14 protein-coding genes are annotated in these 18,380 nt (G+C 41.4%); 4 read left to right on the top strand and 10 right to left on the bottom strand.

Annotation, left to right across the window (positions count from 1 at the left end):
* Positions 1-184 precede the first annotated feature (184 nt).
* The gene (locus H9647_RS18010) at positions 185-736 is read left to right on the top strand and encodes a helix-turn-helix domain-containing protein (protein WP_191802530.1); all 552 of its coding nucleotides are present in this window, start codon (positions 185-187) and stop codon (positions 734-736) included.
* Between the two features lie 72 nt (positions 737-808).
* Here the strand turns inward: H9647_RS18010 and H9647_RS18005 are convergent, their stop codons facing one another.
* Positions 809-2,605 (bottom strand): SulP family inorganic anion transporter, encoded by a 1,797-nt coding sequence (locus H9647_RS18005; protein WP_191802528.1) that lies wholly within the window; start codon positions 2,603-2,605, stop codon positions 809-811.
* Between the two features lie 116 nt (positions 2,606-2,721).
* Positions 2,722-3,048, bottom strand: coding sequence for an ArsR/SmtB family transcription factor (locus tag H9647_RS18000; RefSeq protein WP_191802526.1), 327 nt, complete (start codon positions 3,046-3,048; stop codon positions 2,722-2,724).
* A gap of 170 nt (positions 3,049-3,218) precedes the next feature.
* Here H9647_RS18000 and H9647_RS17995 point away from each other — a divergent pair, with 170 nt between their 5' ends.
* Positions 3,219-4,106 (top strand): diacylglycerol/lipid kinase family protein, encoded by an 888-nt coding sequence (locus tag H9647_RS17995; protein WP_191802524.1) that lies wholly within the window; start codon positions 3,219-3,221, stop codon positions 4,104-4,106.
* Positions 4,107-4,118: 12 nt separating this feature from the next.
* Here the strand turns inward: H9647_RS17995 and H9647_RS17990 are convergent, their stop codons facing one another.
* The 3 genes from H9647_RS17990 to H9647_RS17980 form a co-directional block, all read right to left on the bottom strand.
* Positions 4,119-5,684: a histidine kinase N-terminal 7TM domain-containing diguanylate cyclase gene (locus H9647_RS17990; RefSeq protein ID WP_191802522.1), complete on the bottom strand. Its 1,566-nt coding sequence runs from the start codon at positions 5,682-5,684 to the stop codon at positions 4,119-4,121.
* Positions 5,685-5,840: 156 nt separating this feature from the next.
* A complete protein-coding gene (locus H9647_RS17985; protein ID WP_191802520.1) occupies positions 5,841-6,896 on the bottom strand; it encodes an LLM class flavin-dependent oxidoreductase in 1,056 nt (351 codons plus the stop codon).
* Positions 6,897-7,096: 200 nt separating this feature from the next.
* Positions 7,097-7,435, bottom strand: coding sequence for a zinc ribbon domain-containing protein YjdM (locus H9647_RS17980; RefSeq protein ID WP_160032524.1), 339 nt, complete (start codon positions 7,433-7,435; stop codon positions 7,097-7,099).
* A 188-nt stretch (positions 7,436-7,623) separates the two neighbouring features.
* On the opposite strand from H9647_RS17980, the gene H9647_RS17975 reads away from it, so the two are divergent.
* The gene (locus tag H9647_RS17975; RefSeq protein WP_191802518.1) at positions 7,624-8,541 is read left to right on the top strand and encodes an aldo/keto reductase; all 918 of its coding nucleotides are present in this window, start codon (positions 7,624-7,626) and stop codon (positions 8,539-8,541) included.
* A gap of 103 nt (positions 8,542-8,644) precedes the next feature.
* On the opposite strand, the gene dnaN is transcribed toward H9647_RS17975, so the two are convergent.
* The 4 genes from dnaN to H9647_RS17955 form a co-directional block, all read right to left on the bottom strand.
* On the bottom strand, positions 8,645-9,796 hold the full coding sequence (gene dnaN / locus H9647_RS17970; protein WP_191802516.1) for a DNA polymerase III subunit beta: 1,152 nt from the start codon (positions 9,794-9,796) through the stop codon (positions 8,645-8,647).
* 51 nt (positions 9,797-9,847) lie between these two features.
* Positions 9,848-10,087, bottom strand: a complete 240-nt coding sequence (locus H9647_RS17965; protein ID WP_191802514.1) for a ribbon-helix-helix domain-containing protein — start codon at positions 10,085-10,087, stop codon at positions 9,848-9,850.
* 246 nt (positions 10,088-10,333) lie between these two features.
* The gene (locus H9647_RS17960; RefSeq protein ID WP_191802512.1) at positions 10,334-11,347 is read right to left on the bottom strand and encodes a serine hydrolase domain-containing protein; all 1,014 of its coding nucleotides are present in this window, start codon (positions 11,345-11,347) and stop codon (positions 10,334-10,336) included.
* Between the two features lie 33 nt (positions 11,348-11,380).
* Positions 11,381-12,208: a hypothetical protein gene (locus H9647_RS17955; RefSeq protein ID WP_191802510.1), complete on the bottom strand. Its 828-nt coding sequence runs from the start codon at positions 12,206-12,208 to the stop codon at positions 11,381-11,383.
* A 201-nt stretch (positions 12,209-12,409) separates the two neighbouring features.
* Between H9647_RS17955 and H9647_RS17950 the strand changes: the two genes are divergently transcribed.
* Positions 12,410-13,117 carry a Dph6-related ATP pyrophosphatase gene (locus H9647_RS17950; RefSeq protein WP_191802508.1) on the top strand — a complete coding sequence of 236 codons (708 nt, stop codon included), beginning with the start codon at positions 12,410-12,412 and terminating at the stop codon, positions 13,115-13,117.
* A gap of 51 nt (positions 13,118-13,168) precedes the next feature.
* Here the strand turns inward: H9647_RS17950 and H9647_RS17945 are convergent, their stop codons facing one another.
* Entirely contained in the window at positions 13,169-18,334 is a 5,166-nt protein-coding gene (locus H9647_RS17945) for an NPCBM/NEW2 domain-containing protein (RefSeq protein ID WP_191802506.1), read from the bottom strand.
* Between the last annotated feature and the right edge of the window lie 46 nt (positions 18,335-18,380).

Raw genomic sequence — 18,380 nt, 5'->3', positions numbered from 1 at the left:
TTTTATTTATATATAAAATTACAGGGTGCTTGTGTTATTGTCAACAAAAATATAGTTAATATATATTTTATATTCATATTTCTAATATTTTAGTCTGCTTAATGATTCCAAAACTGTGCGATCCTCCCCACAAAGTGATAAACTATAAAGAATGATAAGGTTGGGATGAAAGGATGAATTACCCTTGGATATTGGCTCTACCATTCGTTCTATACGTAAACGAAAAAATATTACCATTGCTCAAATATGTGAAATGACAGGATTGTCTCAAGGTTTCATGAGTCAGGTGGAGACGAACAAAACCTCTCCCTCTATCGCTACACTTGAACATATTGCTGGCGCACTGGAAGTTCCTTTAGCCTATTTACTGCTCAAGAAAGAAGAACGGATGCAGATCATTCGTAAGGAAGATCGGAAGCAGACCTCTAGTGGACCCGATCAACTGAAAGTATCTCATCTAGCCACCACCAAGCACGTCCGAATGATGATTGTTGAAATGCCGCCTGGCTCTTCTACCGGAGAGAAGCCGCACGCTCATGAAGGCGAAGAAGTTCATCTTGTCATGAAGGGGAAAATCTTAGCTGAACAAGGGGAAGAAGGCATAGAACTAACCGAAGGTGATTCTTTTAGCTGGAACGCCTGTACTCCGCACAAAGTAAAGAATATCGGTGAGGAAACAGCGCTCATCATGATCTCGGTATATACAGATGAACCCAAAGATTGGACTGCGCTATAGCAGCCATACAAGAGTGAAGCGACAACACAAAAAGCCTGCACTGACACGGGTCAGAGCAGGCTTTGCTATTATTTATTCAGCCGGTGTACTCAGATGAGCAGCTGGGCTATGCTTTATTTTTCCTAAATGGAGAAGGGAGTCTTTCAAGTCTTGTCCTTCTTTGATTTCCTTGCTGCAAAGCACACTGCACTCACGGAAAGCGGCATGCTGACAGCCATAACATGTACCATACTGAATGCTGGTCAAAGCTTCATTAATCGCTTCTCCCGTATGATCATAGAAATGAGATTCCCCGATCTTCTCGTATAAACCTGTCCGCTGTAATAAGGATAACGGCTGTGACTGAATACCCGAAATGAGCAGCTTTCCTCCAGCAGAATGCACTTTTTCTACAAGTGTTTCTAACATGAGTTCGGCTGTTGTATCCATAAAAGGAACTTTTCCCATCCGAAGCAAAATCACTTTATTCTCTTCTGCAGCGGATAAAGGAATCGTGTCATCAAACCGATAAGCTGCACCAAAAAATAGCGGTCCTTCCATCGTGTAAATCCCAATTTGCGGGCAATCATGATGTTCGCTCACCATATGGGGTTTCACTTTGACTGTCTCCGGATCAGGCAGCACTTTAGATACGTTATGCGTGTCGCCCATTTGCTTCACAAACAAAATGGCGGCGAGCACAAGACCTACCTCAACCGCAAGCGTCAAATCAGTAAACACGGTAAGCAAAAAGGTAATGACAAGCACGAGTGAATCTCCCGTTTTTGTCTTGAACAAACGAGCAAACTCTTTTCGTTCACTCATATTCCACGCAACCACCATCAAAACAGGCGCCATAGCTGCTAGAGGTATATTCGAAGCGTAGGGTGCAAACAGTAAAAGGATTAAGAATACAACAATCCCGTGAATGATCCCTGACATCGGGGATACCGCTCCGCTTTTAATATTGGTAGCTGTTCTTGCTATCGCACCTGTTGCGGCAATCCCGCCAAACATCGGGGCAGCAATATTCGCGATCCCTTGACCAATGAGTTCTCTATTACTGTCATGCTTTTCTCCAGTCATTCCATCTGCGACGACCGCAGATAGCAAGGACTCAATTGCTCCGAGCATCGCAATCACAAAAGCAGGCTGTATGAGCTGAGTTACTCGTTCCCAAGTAATATCAGGGAACTGAAACTTAGGAAGTTCACTTGGAATAGCCCCATACGCAGAACCAATCGTAGCTACTTCTCCCTTAAAGAACAGGGTGGCTACCACGGTTGCCAGCACCAGACCCACTAGGGAACCAGGCACTTTGGGAGCATATTTTTTCAGCACTAAAATAGCCACCAAAGAAACGACAGCTGTAATGATACTATATATATTTATTGTAGAGATGTGAGCGCCGATCTCTTTCATATTATCGATAAAAGCTTCATGACGTTCCATCCCAGTGAGACCTAGGAAATTTCCAATCTGACCTGTAAAAATAATAACAGCAATCCCTGCTGTGAACCCGATGGTAACCGGTCTTGGAATAAACTTAATGAGTACTCCAAGCTTAAAAACTCCCATCAGTACCAGCAAGACACCCGCCATCATCCCTGCAATGAGCAGGTTTTCATACCCATACTGCATCCCAATCGCAAAAAGAATCGGGATAAAGGCGCCCGTAGGACCACCAATCTGAAATTTCGACCCTCCAAACAAGGAGATCAGAATCCCGGCAATAATCGTCGTATAAATTCCATACTCCGGTTTCACACCAGATGCAATAGCAAAAGCCATCCCTAAAGGAATGGCGATAATTCCAACGATTGTACCTGACACGATATCCTTACGCAAAGAAGCCATATTATAGCCTTTGAATCGGCCCCATCCTGTCATATACGATAACCTTCTTTTCTTTAAATATTTGATTATTTGAATATATGAAGTATAATACGACGCCCTGCTAAAAAAATCAACGTCAAAAATCACAACACGTTCACTTACACGTCTTGTTAATTTTTACGCATATCTTCGAGCATGGAAATCGCACTGACTAGTTGTTTATCAAAAATTTGTTTAGCAACAGACAGTAGTTCCTTAATAAGAGGATCCCGAAGGGAGTAAATAACGGAAGTTCCTTCTTTCACGCTAGATACCACATTTTTGGAACGGAGTACGGCAAGCTGCTGAGAAACTGCAGAGCCTTCAGATCCAAGAATGGTTTGAATTTCGTTGACTGTCTTTTCTCCTTCGCTGAGCACCTCAAGTATTCGGATACGCATAGGGTGAGCCAGCGCCTTGAAAAATTCAGCTTTAAATTGTTGGACTTCATTATTCATAGGTAGTAAACTCCTTGGATTCTTCCTGAAAATATATTGTTATCATAGCACAGGACCTGCTGTGCTGAAACCTCTAGTCAAAAGTTGACTATTCAATGGGCTTATCTACTGGGTAATGGATAGAAGCTACTGAATTTCAAATAAACTTAAAATAGAGGAGACCATGGATTATGAAGCAAGCCATGATTATTATCAATCCTTCCTCGGGGAAAGAAGAGGCGCTAGAGTATGTCCGCCAAGTAGAAGATATCTTACGTGACAAGGGATATAAAGTCAGTGTAAGTGAGACTGCCAAACCACTCGACGCAACAAAATTCTGTCTACAGGCCTGCAAGGAATATTATGATCTTGTAGTCTCTATAGGTGGTGACGGTACCCTGCATGAAACGATTAACGGGCTCATAGATCAAGAACACCGACCTACACTGGGTGTTGTGCCTCTTGGTACAATAAATGATTTCGCCCGTGCTCTGAACATCCCCCTTGATCCGAAAAAAGCCATCCATACCCTGACATCATCCATCGTCAAAACGGTCGATCTTGGCAAAATGAATGACCGCTTGTTCGCCAATGTCGTTGCGGTAGGTTCTTTAGCGGACTCATTATCTTCCGTATCTTCTGAAGATAAGACGAAGCTTGGCGCTTTTGCCTATTTAAAAGAAGGATTCAAAGAATTAATAAAAACTTCATCGCACCCTCTTACCATTATGCATGATGGAGAGTCCTGGATCGGTGAGTCGCTTTTATTTGTAGTTGCACTCACAAACTCCGTAGGCGGCTTTGAAAAAATGGTTCCAGAGGCATCCGTTGATGACGGCCTGCTCCACTGCTTTATCATAAAAGATATTAACGTATTTAACACAATTACAGTAGGTACATCTTTGTTATTTGGAAGCCTGAAAGAACATAAGGATGTCGTCTATTTTACCGCCAAACAGGTTCAAGTAACTTCAACAGAGCAGCTCCACACCAACGTCGATGGCGAGGATGGCCCTCCTCTTCCGCTCGAACTCCGCATCCTGCCTTCTCATATTGAGGTCATTGTGCCGGAAGAGTAGTTAATTATTCTATTAGGAAGCCTTGCTGTAAGGGTGGACACAGTTCCGCCCTTTTTCTTTGGCCATATAGAGAGCCTCATCGGCCTGTCTCATCAGTGTAATTAAAGGAAGGGATTCTCCCTGTTCCATATGGACATGCGTTACTCCAAAACTGGATGTGACCCGGACCTCCTTGCCATTCACCAGCATAAACTTCTCGGCAACATGAGCTCTTATTGAATCGGCTACCTCATAAGCCTCGGTCAGCGAAGTCTTGGGTAGACATAATATGAATTCATCTCCTCCATACCTGCCTGCAATATGTACCGGCTGTATATTGGATCTGATTGCTTCTGCTACATGGGTTAGTACAATATCGCCTGCTTCGTGTCCAATCTTGTCATTGACCTGTTTAAAATAATCAACGTCAAACATAATCATGGAGAAGGAACCACCGAATTGACTGAGCTTGTTCAAGTAGATTTCAGAGTCACGCATCAGTGCCCTTTTATTCAACAATCCTGTCAAACTGTCGGTATCGGCCAGTTCTTTCAGCTTTTCCTCCATGACAACTCGCTCAGTAATATTCGCAAAGGATACGATCGTTCCGATTCTCTCTTTTTGTTTATTTCGAATAGGAGCAAAATGAATATGATAATAACGAGTTACTCCATTATGTAAAAACTGCTGATCTTGCTCTCTTCCTGCTTCAATAATCAGAATCAGTTCAGGATAGCCGCTAAACACTTCATTAATCTGCATTCCGATCACTTTTTTATGAAGTGTAGGTACGATTTCTAACATGGCCTGGTTGTAATCAACGACCATTTCTTTCTCGTTAAGCACCACAATCCCATCTTCCATATTCGTAAACACGGTATCCCTTGCAATAGGAATGACATCAAACATTTTAAATCTCAGTAATGCAACACCATGAAATATATAAGAAATACTTGTAAAAACCGGCCCTAGGTCAATCCCATACGGACTCAGCTCCATCAAATAGAGAAAACCTCCCACTAAAGGAACAAATAGCCCCGTGACCATCACAAGAATCTGAAACCGAAACTTGGGTCTGTGCGCGCTGCGAAGTCCTCGAAATAAAACAGTGATTGCTGCAATCATACAGCCGTATAAGAAAGCCGTATGCACACCAAACCATAACCCGTATTCTAAATCCGCCATAGGAAAAGGACTATCGCTACGGAGTTTCATTGATGTGTAATACAGATGGTGAAAGTCGTTTGTCGCTTGCAGCAATAGGGTGATGGCAGGAATCAGAAATAGACTGTAGAAAATAGACCGTTTTAGTTGAAGTCCCACGTATTCTATGCACATGAGTAAAGTAAATACTGGGATCAGTGCCAGTGGGATATACTCGATTTTAATCCAAAACATAATCCTCTCTATGGACGTGCTCACCAGTTCAAAAATATAAGAAAAAGAAAAAAGGGAGGCTAGTAGAGATAAAACAATGTAATAACGGCCTCCCGGAGAATTCTTAAATGTTAGCGTACCGTAAATGCATAAAAAGACACTGAGTGTCCCTCCAAATAGAATGATTATAATAGGAGCCAGCAACTCTTCTGTCATACTCATATTCTCATCTTCACCAGCCCCGATTTTAAATCTAATGTCTTATTATATAGCAGAAACTTCCATAAAAACAGCAGTAAATTACAAAAATCGACAAATTCAAAAAACCTCGAAGTTCTCCCTTACAGAGAAATCGAGGTTTAACAGTATTGTAAAAGCTTAGATGCCGCCTGCGGCTTCCCATTTTGCAATTTCTTCACGGACGATAGGAGCAACTTTCGTGCCCAGCAGTTCAATCGCCCGCATTACATCTGCATGCGGCATTGTACCAAGGGGAACATGCAGCATAAACCGGGTAATACCCACATTTTTGCGCAGATAAATGATTTTCTCAGCCACCGTCTGCGGATCACCCACATATAGTGCACCTTCGAGACTACGAGCCGCATCATAACTTGAACGAGTGTAAGAAGGCCATCCACGTTCCCTGCCAATGACGTTCATACTCTGCTGTGTCGGCAGAAAGAACGTATCCACTGCAGACTGCAAATCATCGCCTACAAAACCATGAGAATGAGAGGCAACCGGAAGCTTGGAAGCATCATGACCGGCATGAGCAGCTGCTTTTTTATATAACTGAACCAGCGGCGCAAACTGAGTGGGTCTGCCCCCAATGATCGCTAGTACAAGCGGTAAACCAAGTAGTCCCGCACGAATGACGGACTCCTGATTCCCGCCGCTTCCAATCCATATCGGCAGCGGCTCTTGGACCGGACGCGGATATACGCCTAGATTGTGAATCGCCGGACGATGCGTACCGCTCCAAGTTACTTTCTCAGATTCACGTAACTTTAGTAACAGATCCAGTTTCTCATCAAACAATGTATCATAATCGTTCAGATCATATCCAAACAAGGGGAAGGATTCAATAAAAGAACCACGTCCGGCCATAATCTCAGCCCGGCCATTCGATATTCCATCGAGTGTAGCAAAATCCTGAAACACTCGCACCGGATCAGCCGAAGATAATACGGTTACCGCACTTGTTAAGCGAATACGACTCGTTTGAGCTGCGGCTGCAGCCAGTACCATAGCAGGACTTGAAGCCGCATAATCTTTGCGATGATGCTCGCCTACTCCGTATACATCAAGACCCACCCCATCTGCAAGCACAATTTCCTCAACTACTTCACGTAAACGCTGCGCGTGGCTCATGACTTCACCTGTATGCACATCCGGAGAAGTTTCTGCAAACGTACTAATGCCGATCTCCATCCTAATCCCTCCAAGTATAGTTATTTAATTTTGTAAGTAAATAACTTTATTTTAATAACTATATACTGATGGTTTGCCTTTGTTTTGGCAAGAAGTTTCTTCTTTTGTTCCATGACTGTGTGTCTGTATAGTAAAAAAAGCCATTCCTATAAGGAATGACTCTTTGTCTCTTGTTACTCTTATCTATTTTTCAATGCTTATTATACTTTTTTAACAAACTCTGACTTTAATTTCATCGCTCCAAATCCATCAATCTTACAATCGATGTCGTGATCTCCGTCAATCAGGCGGATATTTTTCACTTTCGTACCGATCTTGATAACAGATGAGCTCCCTTTTACTTTCAGATCCTTAATTACGGTTACCGTATCTCCATCGTTTAGCACGTTACCGTTTGAATCTTTAATTACTCTTGTATCTTCATTGCTTTCCATATCAGCTGGGTTCCACTCATGAAAACACTCCGGACATACTAGCGAAGTCCCATCTTCATACGTATATTCAGAATTGCATTTCGGACAGTTAGGCAAATCAGACATCTTCATTCCTCAATTCATTAGATATTTGTTTGTCGTAGACAGACCTTTCGGTCCTTGGTCCGTTATATAATATCATAACTTTCAGATATTAAGAAATATGAAAATAGATTTCGTCTTGAAAACGATACCAATTGTATGTCAAAATCAATCTAGAGCATAGATTGTCTACATAAAAAGGAGGAACATGAATGAGAACCATGAAACTTGGAAGCAGTTCACTTGAAGTACCGGTTATAGCAGTAGGCTGTATGCGTATCAACTCTCTGGATAAAGCTGGAGCTGAATATTTTGTTCAAACGGCTCTTGAAGAGGGAGCGAACTTCTTTGATCACGCAGATATTTACGGCGGTGGAGAATGCGAAGAAATCTTTGCAGATGCCATTCATATGAACGATGACATCCGAGAAAAGATCATCCTCCAATCCAAATGCGGTATTCGAAATGGCATGTTTGATTTCTCCAAAGAGCATATTTTAGATTCAGTTGACCGTATTTTGGCACGTCTCAAAACCGATTATTTAGATACATTGCTGCTTCATCGTCCAGATGCTTTGGTTGAACCAGAAGAGGTAGCTGAAGCTTTTGATCTTCTAGAGAGTTCAGGTAAAGTCCGTCACTTTGGTGTATCCAACCAGAACCCAATGCAGATTGAACTACTGAAGAAATATGTGAAGCAGCCTTTAATTGCGAACCAACTGCAGCTTAGCATCACGAACACAACGATGATCTCGAGCGGCATTAACGTAAATATGAATAATGAGGCTGCAGTCAATCGGGACGGAAGTATACTTGATTATTGCAGACTGCACGATATTACCATTCAACCGTGGTCTCCATTCCAATATGGATTCTTCGAAGGGGTATTCCTTGGAAGCGATAAATTCCCTGAATTGAATCAAACCATTGACGGGATTGCTAAGAAATATTCAGTAAGCAACACAACGATGGCAATCGCCTGGTTACTTCGCCATCCTGCACAAATGCAGCCTGTCATTGGCACCATGAATCTGGAGCGTCTAAAAGACTGCTGTAAAGCAGCTGATATTCGCATCACTCGTGAGGAATGGTATGAAGTCTATCGCGCAGCCGGGAACGTACTTCCATAAAGCAATGTAGTTAATAAACTATTATTAATGAAATGAGCCAGCCTCTGTTTTTCGGAACAGAGGCTGTTTTTTTCTTAACCAGCCTACTGCTCTTCTAAAGTCCTTACCTGTGAGAAGTTCGAACAGGGGGAATAAGACAACAGTAAGTCCGATCTGCATCAGCAGGCTCAAAGATAACCGGTTGTAAATGTCCTCCGTACCGAATTGTAGTGTTCTCGGTGTCAAAATGACGCAAAGCATCAAGAACAAATTTGCTGTTTAATGAAATTTGAAAATCGTTGCCGGTTTTCGTAGAGATGGAAAGTTCATCATTCATATCGCCTACTTCGGAGAGATGAGAATGAAGCATTATTTTATTATCGATTACGGATATATGGATGAGATTTTCGCTTGCGAGTACAGAGGCACGCTCTATTGATTGCAAAAGGCTTGCGGTATGGAGAGTCACCTCTGACTCGGTCGATTTGGGGATGAGATGTTCAGTGTGAGGATAATCTCCTTGAAGAAGAACGGATTGGAGCTCTATCTGACCAGATCGGAACTTAATGTTATTTGTGTTGATTTGAATTTCTGTTGTACCTTCCATCGTTTTTATTACTTTAAGCAGTTCTTTGAGACTTTTTCTGGGAACAACCACTCGCTGGCCTATATCATGCGTGACCTCTAATACTTCTATAGTCATTGTCGCTAGTTTTATACTATCCGTTGCCGTCAAAGTCAATTTCTTGTCCTTGTACTCAAAGAGCACACCAGTTAAAAGTGGCCGTGACAATGTATCTACTGTTGCTGACAAGGTTTGTTTTATCGCTGAGAGAAGCGCTTTGTTAGATACAAAGAACCTAGTTTTATCGTCACCTACATTGTGCCGTAGTAAAGGAAAATAATCTGCCGATTCTGTCCCCCTTATACGAAAATGCGCTTTATTTGAAGAAATTAAAAGAGTGGATTTATCACTCGCCTCTAACGTAACGAACCCTGTGCCTAGCTTCCGTATAATTTCGTATAAGTATGTTGCTGGAACAATTATGCTTCCTGTCTGCTCTATTGAACAGATGCGATCATCAGAGTCTCCCGTAATAACAATATGTTCAAGGATGAAAGTGGAGTTGCTTGCTGTAAGTGTAAGTCGATCCTTATTAGCCTGAATATGTACCCCTGAGATTCCTAGCATCGTATCTTGAGATACCGCTCTCATGACAAGCCGAAGTGCTTGGTACAATTCCTCCCGTGCTACTACCAGAAGCACATTTATCACCTCAGCCTCTCTAAACTATGTTATATGAACTAAAGGTATTATGAAATTGATTCATTTAGATGAAAAATTCTGCTCCATCATGGTGCGTATCGCTTCTGATCTAGATAATCCTAATTCCGCACAATGTTTTTCAAACTGCTCCCACATTTCCTCCGTTAAGGTCAGCGATACCTTTTTCGTTACTCCTATACTTTTTCGACCTGCGCCTTCACGAAGCCCGCCTTTGGTAAAAAGAAATCCAAGCTGACCTTCTTTATTTGAGACGCCCACTTTAATATTGTTGTTGGTCAAACTTATTTCCCTCCCCACTAATTGATTTAAGTAACTTAAATCATATGTATAATTCAATCATATCACTACTCCGATTTATTTACAATATTTTCAAGTGGGTGAACACATAAATAAAAGAGACCTCCTCTAAGAGATCCCTTTCGCTGCTGTATTTTCAGATCATTTCTACGCTCTCACACTTCATATTCAGGTTCATACTCACTGAGCTACCTCACCGGTCTTATTTCATTCGATACTTCTTTGACTTTATGTAAGTTCATTTTCAATTTCCGAAATGATATCGTAGGCTCCATCTGATCGATTGGAACAAACGACAATCTTCAGGGAAAGGTCCGGGTAGAATGCTGCTCTAAAATTAACGCCCGGATCATACCCCATCAGCACAAATTTTCGTTTATCCTGCGCATACGTCCCGATCCACACCCCATAGCCATAATAAGTGTCGTCTCCTGCTTCTATATGGGGATGTAGCATTAGGTCGGTTAGTTCCTGACTCAGCAGCTGATAGCGGGTCAGTGAATCCCACAACTGGACCATATCCGCCGCAGTCGTATACGCTCCCCCATCCGGACCGCCTTTCGCCGGAAGTGAGTATACATTCGTTCTCCAGCTGCCATCCTTCGCATCAATATACCCGAGCGCTGTACGTTCCGGCAGAGCATCCATTTCAAAATAACCAGAGTCCTTCATATTAGCCCGATCAAAAATATAGGATTTTACATAGTCACTAAAAGGGAGCCCGCTAGCCTGCTCCACCACAAGCCCAAGCAGTATATAGCCCGTGTTGTTGTAATGAAACCGTTCTCCCGGTAGTGATTTCATCGCTTCATTCTGAAAGAGCGGCAAGAAATCCCGCAGCTGTCTGATATGATACATGGGACGAGTCACCCACAATTGTTCAAAATCATCCATCACTTCTTCATCGAAATAATCGGGAACACCTGAGGTATGAGTGAGCAGATGATGAATTGTGATGTCCTTATCATACTTAGGAAAAGGGATATCAAGACACTCCGTAAGCTTATCTGTAAAAGACAGTACACCTCGCTCTACGAGCTGCGCTATAGCAATCGACGTAAAAATTTTGCAGCCTGACGCGATGCCGAATCTAGTGTTCGGCTGATTTTTAATTTTTTCAGAACGGTTTGCATACCCATAACTAAGTTCAGCAATAACCGACTCCTTTTGCTTCACATATATTGACCCTGAAAAATTTATCTGCTTTTGCATAACCGAGATCCGTTGGACTATATTTTTCATTTGTAAATTCCCCCTACATTTCTTCATCTATTTTTAGTAACTAGTGAACAAAGCATCAACCAGAATGAGTAACCAGATAAAAAAGGTAGAGCCACATATGATGATTTCAAAAAAATGAAGTCGCATTACTTTATAATCACTCTGTTTGGCTTGGCGAATCCCTAAGAAGTCACCATGCTGAAAAATATAAATAAAACCACAAGCAAAAACGAAACCACCCGTAATAAATGTCCCTGAAGGTAAACTCATAACATAGTAGGGGTTCCCGCTTGTCTCTAAGCCCAAGGTAAATCCAAATTGCTTAGATAATAAAAAGGTGAAAACAATCAGAGTGAACAGAATCAGCGGTATACTAAAGGGATGTCTTCGATAATCAATTCGTTTCAGTAAATATCGAACTCTATGGCTTTTCGGTTCAAGGTCGGTCGATGCTTGATCTTCCGGTTCTTCTTGCACAATCTCCAAAAACCAATAACCGGTCATCCCTATGAAAATGACAGGATTCAGCAGGCGTAATGCCAACCCTAAATCATAAATAGCGAGGAGGATAAAGAAGACAAGCAAAATCAAAAATGCTCTATTTGCTATTTTCTCGCCATCTGCCCATATTTTTTGGAGAAAAACTCGGTGATTCTTACCTCCCCTTGCTTTGCTGTTTATTCCATTCGGTGTCACCTGCCTCTGTCCAAGCAGAATGATCAGATGAGCAGCTAAAGTTAAGCTAAGTCCGAGGATGAGGTAGATGAACGCTTCTGCCGGATACGTAACATACGTATCGTAATGTTCCACAATCCAGAGACCATCCACAACGATACAGGTGAGTCCAATGAACAAGATATAAGGAGTTGCCCTTCTAATCATGATTTTTCACCCCCTTTTGCTTCATCAAAATAAATTCGTATATGATAGCACACTAGATGATATGAAACATAAAAGTTACAATTCATATCATATATTGTATTATAAGGAAATTCTAGCATGGACAAGCTTATTCTCAAGTCCACTTGCTATAACGTGATAGAATGAAGCACATAGAATAGAAATCAAGAGAGGACGAGCACGGTGGAGGAAATAAAAGATTGGAAAAACGGTGCAGTCGGTCGCCCCTTTATTGCCTCGTTTAGCGGCGGCAAAGACAGCGTTCTTGCTCTGTATAAAGGGATGCAAACAGGAAAAGCTGTTGGGCTCATTGTCATGTTAGAAGAGGAAGGAAAACGATCCCGATCCCACGGCATGCCTCCCGAACTTATTCAAGCTCAAGCTGACTCGATCGGACTGCCGGTATTTACGGCTGCTGCAAGCTGGGAAGGGTACGAAGCTGTATTTATGGAACTCCTTACACAAGCTAAGAATCAAGGAGCAGAAGTTCTGGTCACAGGAGATTTAGATGTGCCTGCTCATGGTTGTTGGCATGAGAAAGTGACGCAAAACGCAGGTTTAGGGCTTGGTATGCCGCTATGGGAAATGGATCACCGGGAAGCGGTGGAAGAATTTATTGACCTTGGCTTTACTACAATTGTAGTTACGGTCAATCTATCTTTAGGCATGCGAGAAGAGGATTTAGGAAGAACCTTAACTCATGACTATATAAATGAACTGGAGGCCCGCGGTATTGATCCATGCGGGGAAGGTGGAGAGTTTCACACCACGGTAATTGACGGCCCTATATTCAAGCAACCTATTCCTGTACGAAAATGTACGATTCGTAAAGAAGGCGTATATGCCTTTTTACCATTAGAGCTAACTAAAGCTGTAGAGTTCAATTCATAAATACCCAAAAAACAAGAGCACCCTGCGGGGTGCTCTTGTTTTTGAATTTCCTTACTTACTATTATCGATGATATACATTAATTGTACCAGGCTGCCTTCTACTTTGTAGGCCACTACAAACGTATAGTATCCCTTCTCTTCATTCGTTAGATCAAAGGTGAAGTTTTCAGGGGTTTGTGACCATTCACTAACATCAAGCGCTGTCTCTTTGAATGTTTTATTGTTTCGAATTACCGCTGTATAAGGGATTACTTTATTACCATCTATCCCTGTAACGAGATTATCCACTTCAACAACAGGTCCATTTAATTGTGCTACTTCCACGTATTGAGGATCCAGAGTGAAGTTATTAAGTTTCACCAATCCGCCTAGTGGAGAGAAATCTGTGACTTCATTTCCACTGATCGTAAGGGTCTCTAGATTTACGGCATATTCTAACCCTTCAAGAGAACGAACTCGATCTCTTCCCCCAGGCACACAGGTTAATGAAGTAAGATTATACATATCACCTAGTGTTAATTCCCCGTTAACACCTAACGTTTTCTTAATCGTGTCACTTAAATAGCTGTCTTTTACCGTTATCACTTGAGTAAGGTCTATCTGATTCAAACCTTCTTTTGCGCTCTTCAAAGCTGCTATCGCTGCTTCCACTTCATTTTGAGTAGCCTCCTGATTAGCGAGGACTTCTTCAGCTCTTGCTAAACTGGATGTGAACACCTCTATGCTTTCCGAAGTGTATCCTTCTAAAATAGAAGCTTTCGCTTCTTGAATTACTTGTTCAAGCTCATCCGTAAACAAGCGATTGGCATTAGCAAAATGAAGTTTTGTATCTCCCCATGTTGCGTGGTCAGACCCATTTCCATTCCCACCATCGGTAACGACTAACTTAAGTTCTTTTGCTCCATTCATATCAACTTCTACAAATTTCTGCGGAGCTTTTGAATTCATGAGCCCGCTATCAAATTTCTTCTCTCCATCTACAAACACCTCGAAGCTGACAGACCCTACAGAACCGTACATCTGACGATCCACACCGACAAAAGAGGTGAAGTAATCGAAATTCTTGTCCGTTAGATCATATACAATAGTAGAATTAGAGTGTGCACCAATGCCTCTTGTGTAGGATACTTCGCTACTATTCTCATCCGTCAATCGTAACGTCTTCGCACTAATAGAGATGTCTTTCAGCGGAGCCGTATAACTATTCTGCGTGGAACTCCATTCATAATCCGTTAAATACGTATAATCTTTCATGTCTACAACAGCTATGGTTCTTGTCTTCGTGGCTGTATTGCTATCACGATCTGTTACCGTGTAAGTAATCGGGTATTCTCCCGCTCTATTAAAGTTAACTTTATCTTCTCCCGTAACGATGACCTCGGAAGTTATATCACCATCTTCTGCATCAACGGCCGAATAATCTGCACTAATCACCATTTCTTGACCTACTTTAGTAGATACGGATTTAGGTATGGAAAGTTCAGGTGCACTCGAAGCCGTCGTAAATTTAGCATCAGCCCATACCGTATGGTCATGTGTATTGTTATCACCCGCATCGGTTGTCACAAGCGTAACTTTCTTCGCTCCTGTAACCGGTACTTTTATGAATGCATGCTCTGAGCTTGCTTTCATCACATCACTGGAAAATTTCTTCTCACCATCTACATAAACTTCAAATGTAGCCGAAGCCTTTGTTCTATCCGTAGCGTAATCAACGCCGATATAACTTTCGAAGAAGTCATATCCTTTGCCTTCAATATCGTATACCACCTCAGAGTTAGCATGTGCACCAATCCCTTTAGCATATGTCGCCTCAAGTCCTTGTCTAAGAAGAGTGATCATATTGCCACCTGGCGCAGTATCTTTTTTGAACTGACCATAACCTACTCTAGCCGATTCTGCAGTCAGATCAGAAGCATAATCAAAGTTACTTATTACGGTTACATTCGCTGTTTTCGTCAAAGTCGTTCCTTCGCTCTGAACTTCGTACACAACTTTATAGCTTCCTTTTTTCGTAACATCGACATTGCTCGATCTAACAACAATTTCACTTGTAATCTCTTTTCCTTGATAATTTACGGCTCTAACATAATCCATCGGATCAAAAGTTTGGTTTAATTTCAGGGTTACATGATCTTCTACTGATAGTTTAGGTTGAAATGCATTGCATTCAATTGGGTTTAATGGATTTAACTTTTTATCATATACAATAATTTGATAGGTATGATTGACGCTTGCATCTACATTTGAATCAATGAATTGACTTGTGCTTGTGAAACCAACCAGGATATCATCTCTATAAATTTCATAACCTAAGATATCATTCTGATATTTCTCATCTATACGCATGTTTAAGGTGTTCTTCTGTGCTGAAGCATTTACAGCAATACTGACCTGCACTGAACCCGATGCATCTTTATTTTCAATTCCTGTCCCTTCATATTGAAGAACCGAATTGTTTAAGTACCAAAGTTTCTTAGGTTCTGGATACTTAGCTGTCTTTACTCTAGTCTCATCTGTAACAGTGAAACCATGTCTAGCAAAATAGCTGCTTAAGTCATAGCCAAGTAGTTCAGAAGAAAATTCCACATAATACTGCTGTTTAGAAATATCGCCGTTTGTAAGTGAAACCTTCTGTTCACGGTACATCTTGGACAGTTCACTCCAGTATCCTGGGTAAGCAAGCTCGAGCTGCCAGTAAGCACCTAAGCGCGCAAATAATCCTTGTGAATCCATCGTCACTTTATTTTCTTCAATTACATAGTTATAAATGGTTTCAAACGGAATGCGATTATCAATCGCATTGCTGTTATTCATGTTGTGAGCTTCAACTGACATCAACATGGATACCATGTTGTTTGTAACTTCCCCGTACTCCCGTTCTCCGATTGCAAGACGGTGACCGATTTCATGGTTAAGTCCCCATCCTGGAGCAACCTCACTAAAATCAGACAGCATCACTGCCACACTTCCATTTTGAATCCCGGTATGATCACCTGCTGCGTACATCGCACCATACGGCTGCATCAGACGGATATTTTCACGCATCCGTTTTGGATCGTTCGTCTCACTGCTTCCATCTAGCCCATAATTTTTGAAAATCTGATTCATCCATACGTCATAACCAGTTACTGTATCCATCGGGTTATTGCCTTTGGTAATAAACTGGTTGTAAGCCTCAGTAGCCGTTCCTGTAAAAATCACATGGTCGCTGGCCATTTCCACAACATTGACTACTTGGCGATCAGCCACATTAGGATGTGCTGCTACATCCTCATCTATTTTCTTTTTATAAGTGATCAACTCTTCTTTAAACTGTTCCGGATCTGTATCTAAAGTCATCATCGGGATCTTTTCTACACCTTCGAAACGAAGCACTGGAGCTTCTCCCTGCTCTTCGGGTGTATATGGGTTTTGGATATAAATAGTACCGCCTTTAACAACTCCATGATGATAGCCATCTTGTGAAATGGTTGGCACCGTAATTACGTTCTTTCCTGATTTAAGAGATACGCTGCTCGACCATCTATTCCATGAACCTTCTTGTTGTGTAAAGGTTAGAGAAGGAACCTTACTACCGCTTGGCGCATCTACATAAACCGTAATTGTATCGCCTGGCGTAGCAACAAGACCTGTAGGCTGACTGTTCGTTCCGAAATTCATACGCAGGTTTTGCTGTGCATGCTTTCTCATATCCCCGCGCTGTTCAGCCTTGACGATTTTCCCTTCCATATCGACTTCGCCACTTACTAGCTTCTTCGCTAATTCCAAATCTTCTTTGTAAACAAAATATAGCGGGTGTGACTTCACCTTGTCTTCCAGTGCATTTATTTTGTCTATGGAATTATATTCAGGAACCACGGCACTCTTTGTTCCATCGATAAAAAGATCGTCTTCCATTACATTTCCAATTTCATCTTCTGTATAGAAAGCTAATTCTGATAATGTTGCCCAGTTTTGATCTGAGTTCTTGAATACAAATTTCAAGCGTTTAAACGCAGTAGGTTCAAATTTAGCTTCCACTAAACCAGATACCTTACTATGTATTCCTGTTGCTACGAGTTCATAAGTGTCGCCTTTTGAGGTTTTAGAACCATAGATCTCAAACTCTTGAGCGAATCCTTTACGATCAGAGGGTCTTGCTCCGTACACAATTCTATTCAGTGTTACCGGTTCGTTAAATTCTACTTCCACTTCATTTGCAAAGTCAGCTGTATTTCTTCTATTGGTTTCCCAATACGTGTTTACATTCCCATCAAACGCATTTTTTAATACTTGGCTAGCGTAGTTACCACCATTGTTTTTGAAACTCTTAATGTTATCATTGCTCATTCTAAATAACTCAGAATATTCTTCATTAGAGTAATAATCAACCGGTTTCGTTGCTGCCTTTGTAGCTTCTATTTTATCTTCGCTTAGTAATATTTTGGCATTCTCAAAATCTTCTTTATATAATTCGTATAAAGGATGTGTTTTCACACTTTCCTCTAACGATTTCAATTTTTCTTCTGTATTAAATTCCTCAGATACTTGATTTTGATTGAAATCCGTAAACAATTTTTCCATTTTATTAGATACAGCATCTTCTTTGTAAAAAGAAAACTCAGCTGCACTTGCCCAATCTTGATTTACCTTTTTGTATACAAACTTGATTCTCTTAAACGCGGTTGGTGCAAATTTAATTTCTACAACATTTCCTGTCGAACCTATGTATTCCCCTGTAGTTACTAATGTAAAATTACTTCCCTCGTCTGTAGTCGATCCATAAATCTCAAATTCTTGCGCAAATCCTTTTCCTTTCGCGCTATCCTGTCTAGCTGCATACACCATTCGATCCAACATCGTTATTTCATTTAGTTGAAATACGACCTCATTCGTAAACGTTGTACTATTCGGTTTTCCGGTTTCCCATTGGGTACTCATATTTCCGTCAATTGCTTTATTGATCTGAGAACCAGGGTAGTTACCGCCATTACTTGTGATCGATGTGATATTTGCATTATCCATTTTATAAACACTATTGTACGTATGTAATACATCTTGCCCATATAAATCAAAAGGAACTACTGCTGCTTTGGTTATTGAACCAACCTCACTTTGTGCTACGCTTTTTGCTAGTTTTGAAGCCTGTACTTCATTTGCCATAACATAACTCGTCTCACTTAACACGCTGAGAAGCATTGCCGCTGATGTAGCGATTACTATCATTTTCTTCATACTCTCTACCTCCTGATGTGTTGTGCGTAATTCTCCAACCCTTAAA

The sequence above is a fragment of the Paenibacillus gallinarum genome (assembly GCF_014836635.1).
Lineage (GTDB): Bacteria > Bacillota > Bacilli > Paenibacillales > Paenibacillaceae > Paenibacillus > Paenibacillus gallinarum.
This window is presented reverse-complemented; position numbering and strand designations above follow the sequence as displayed.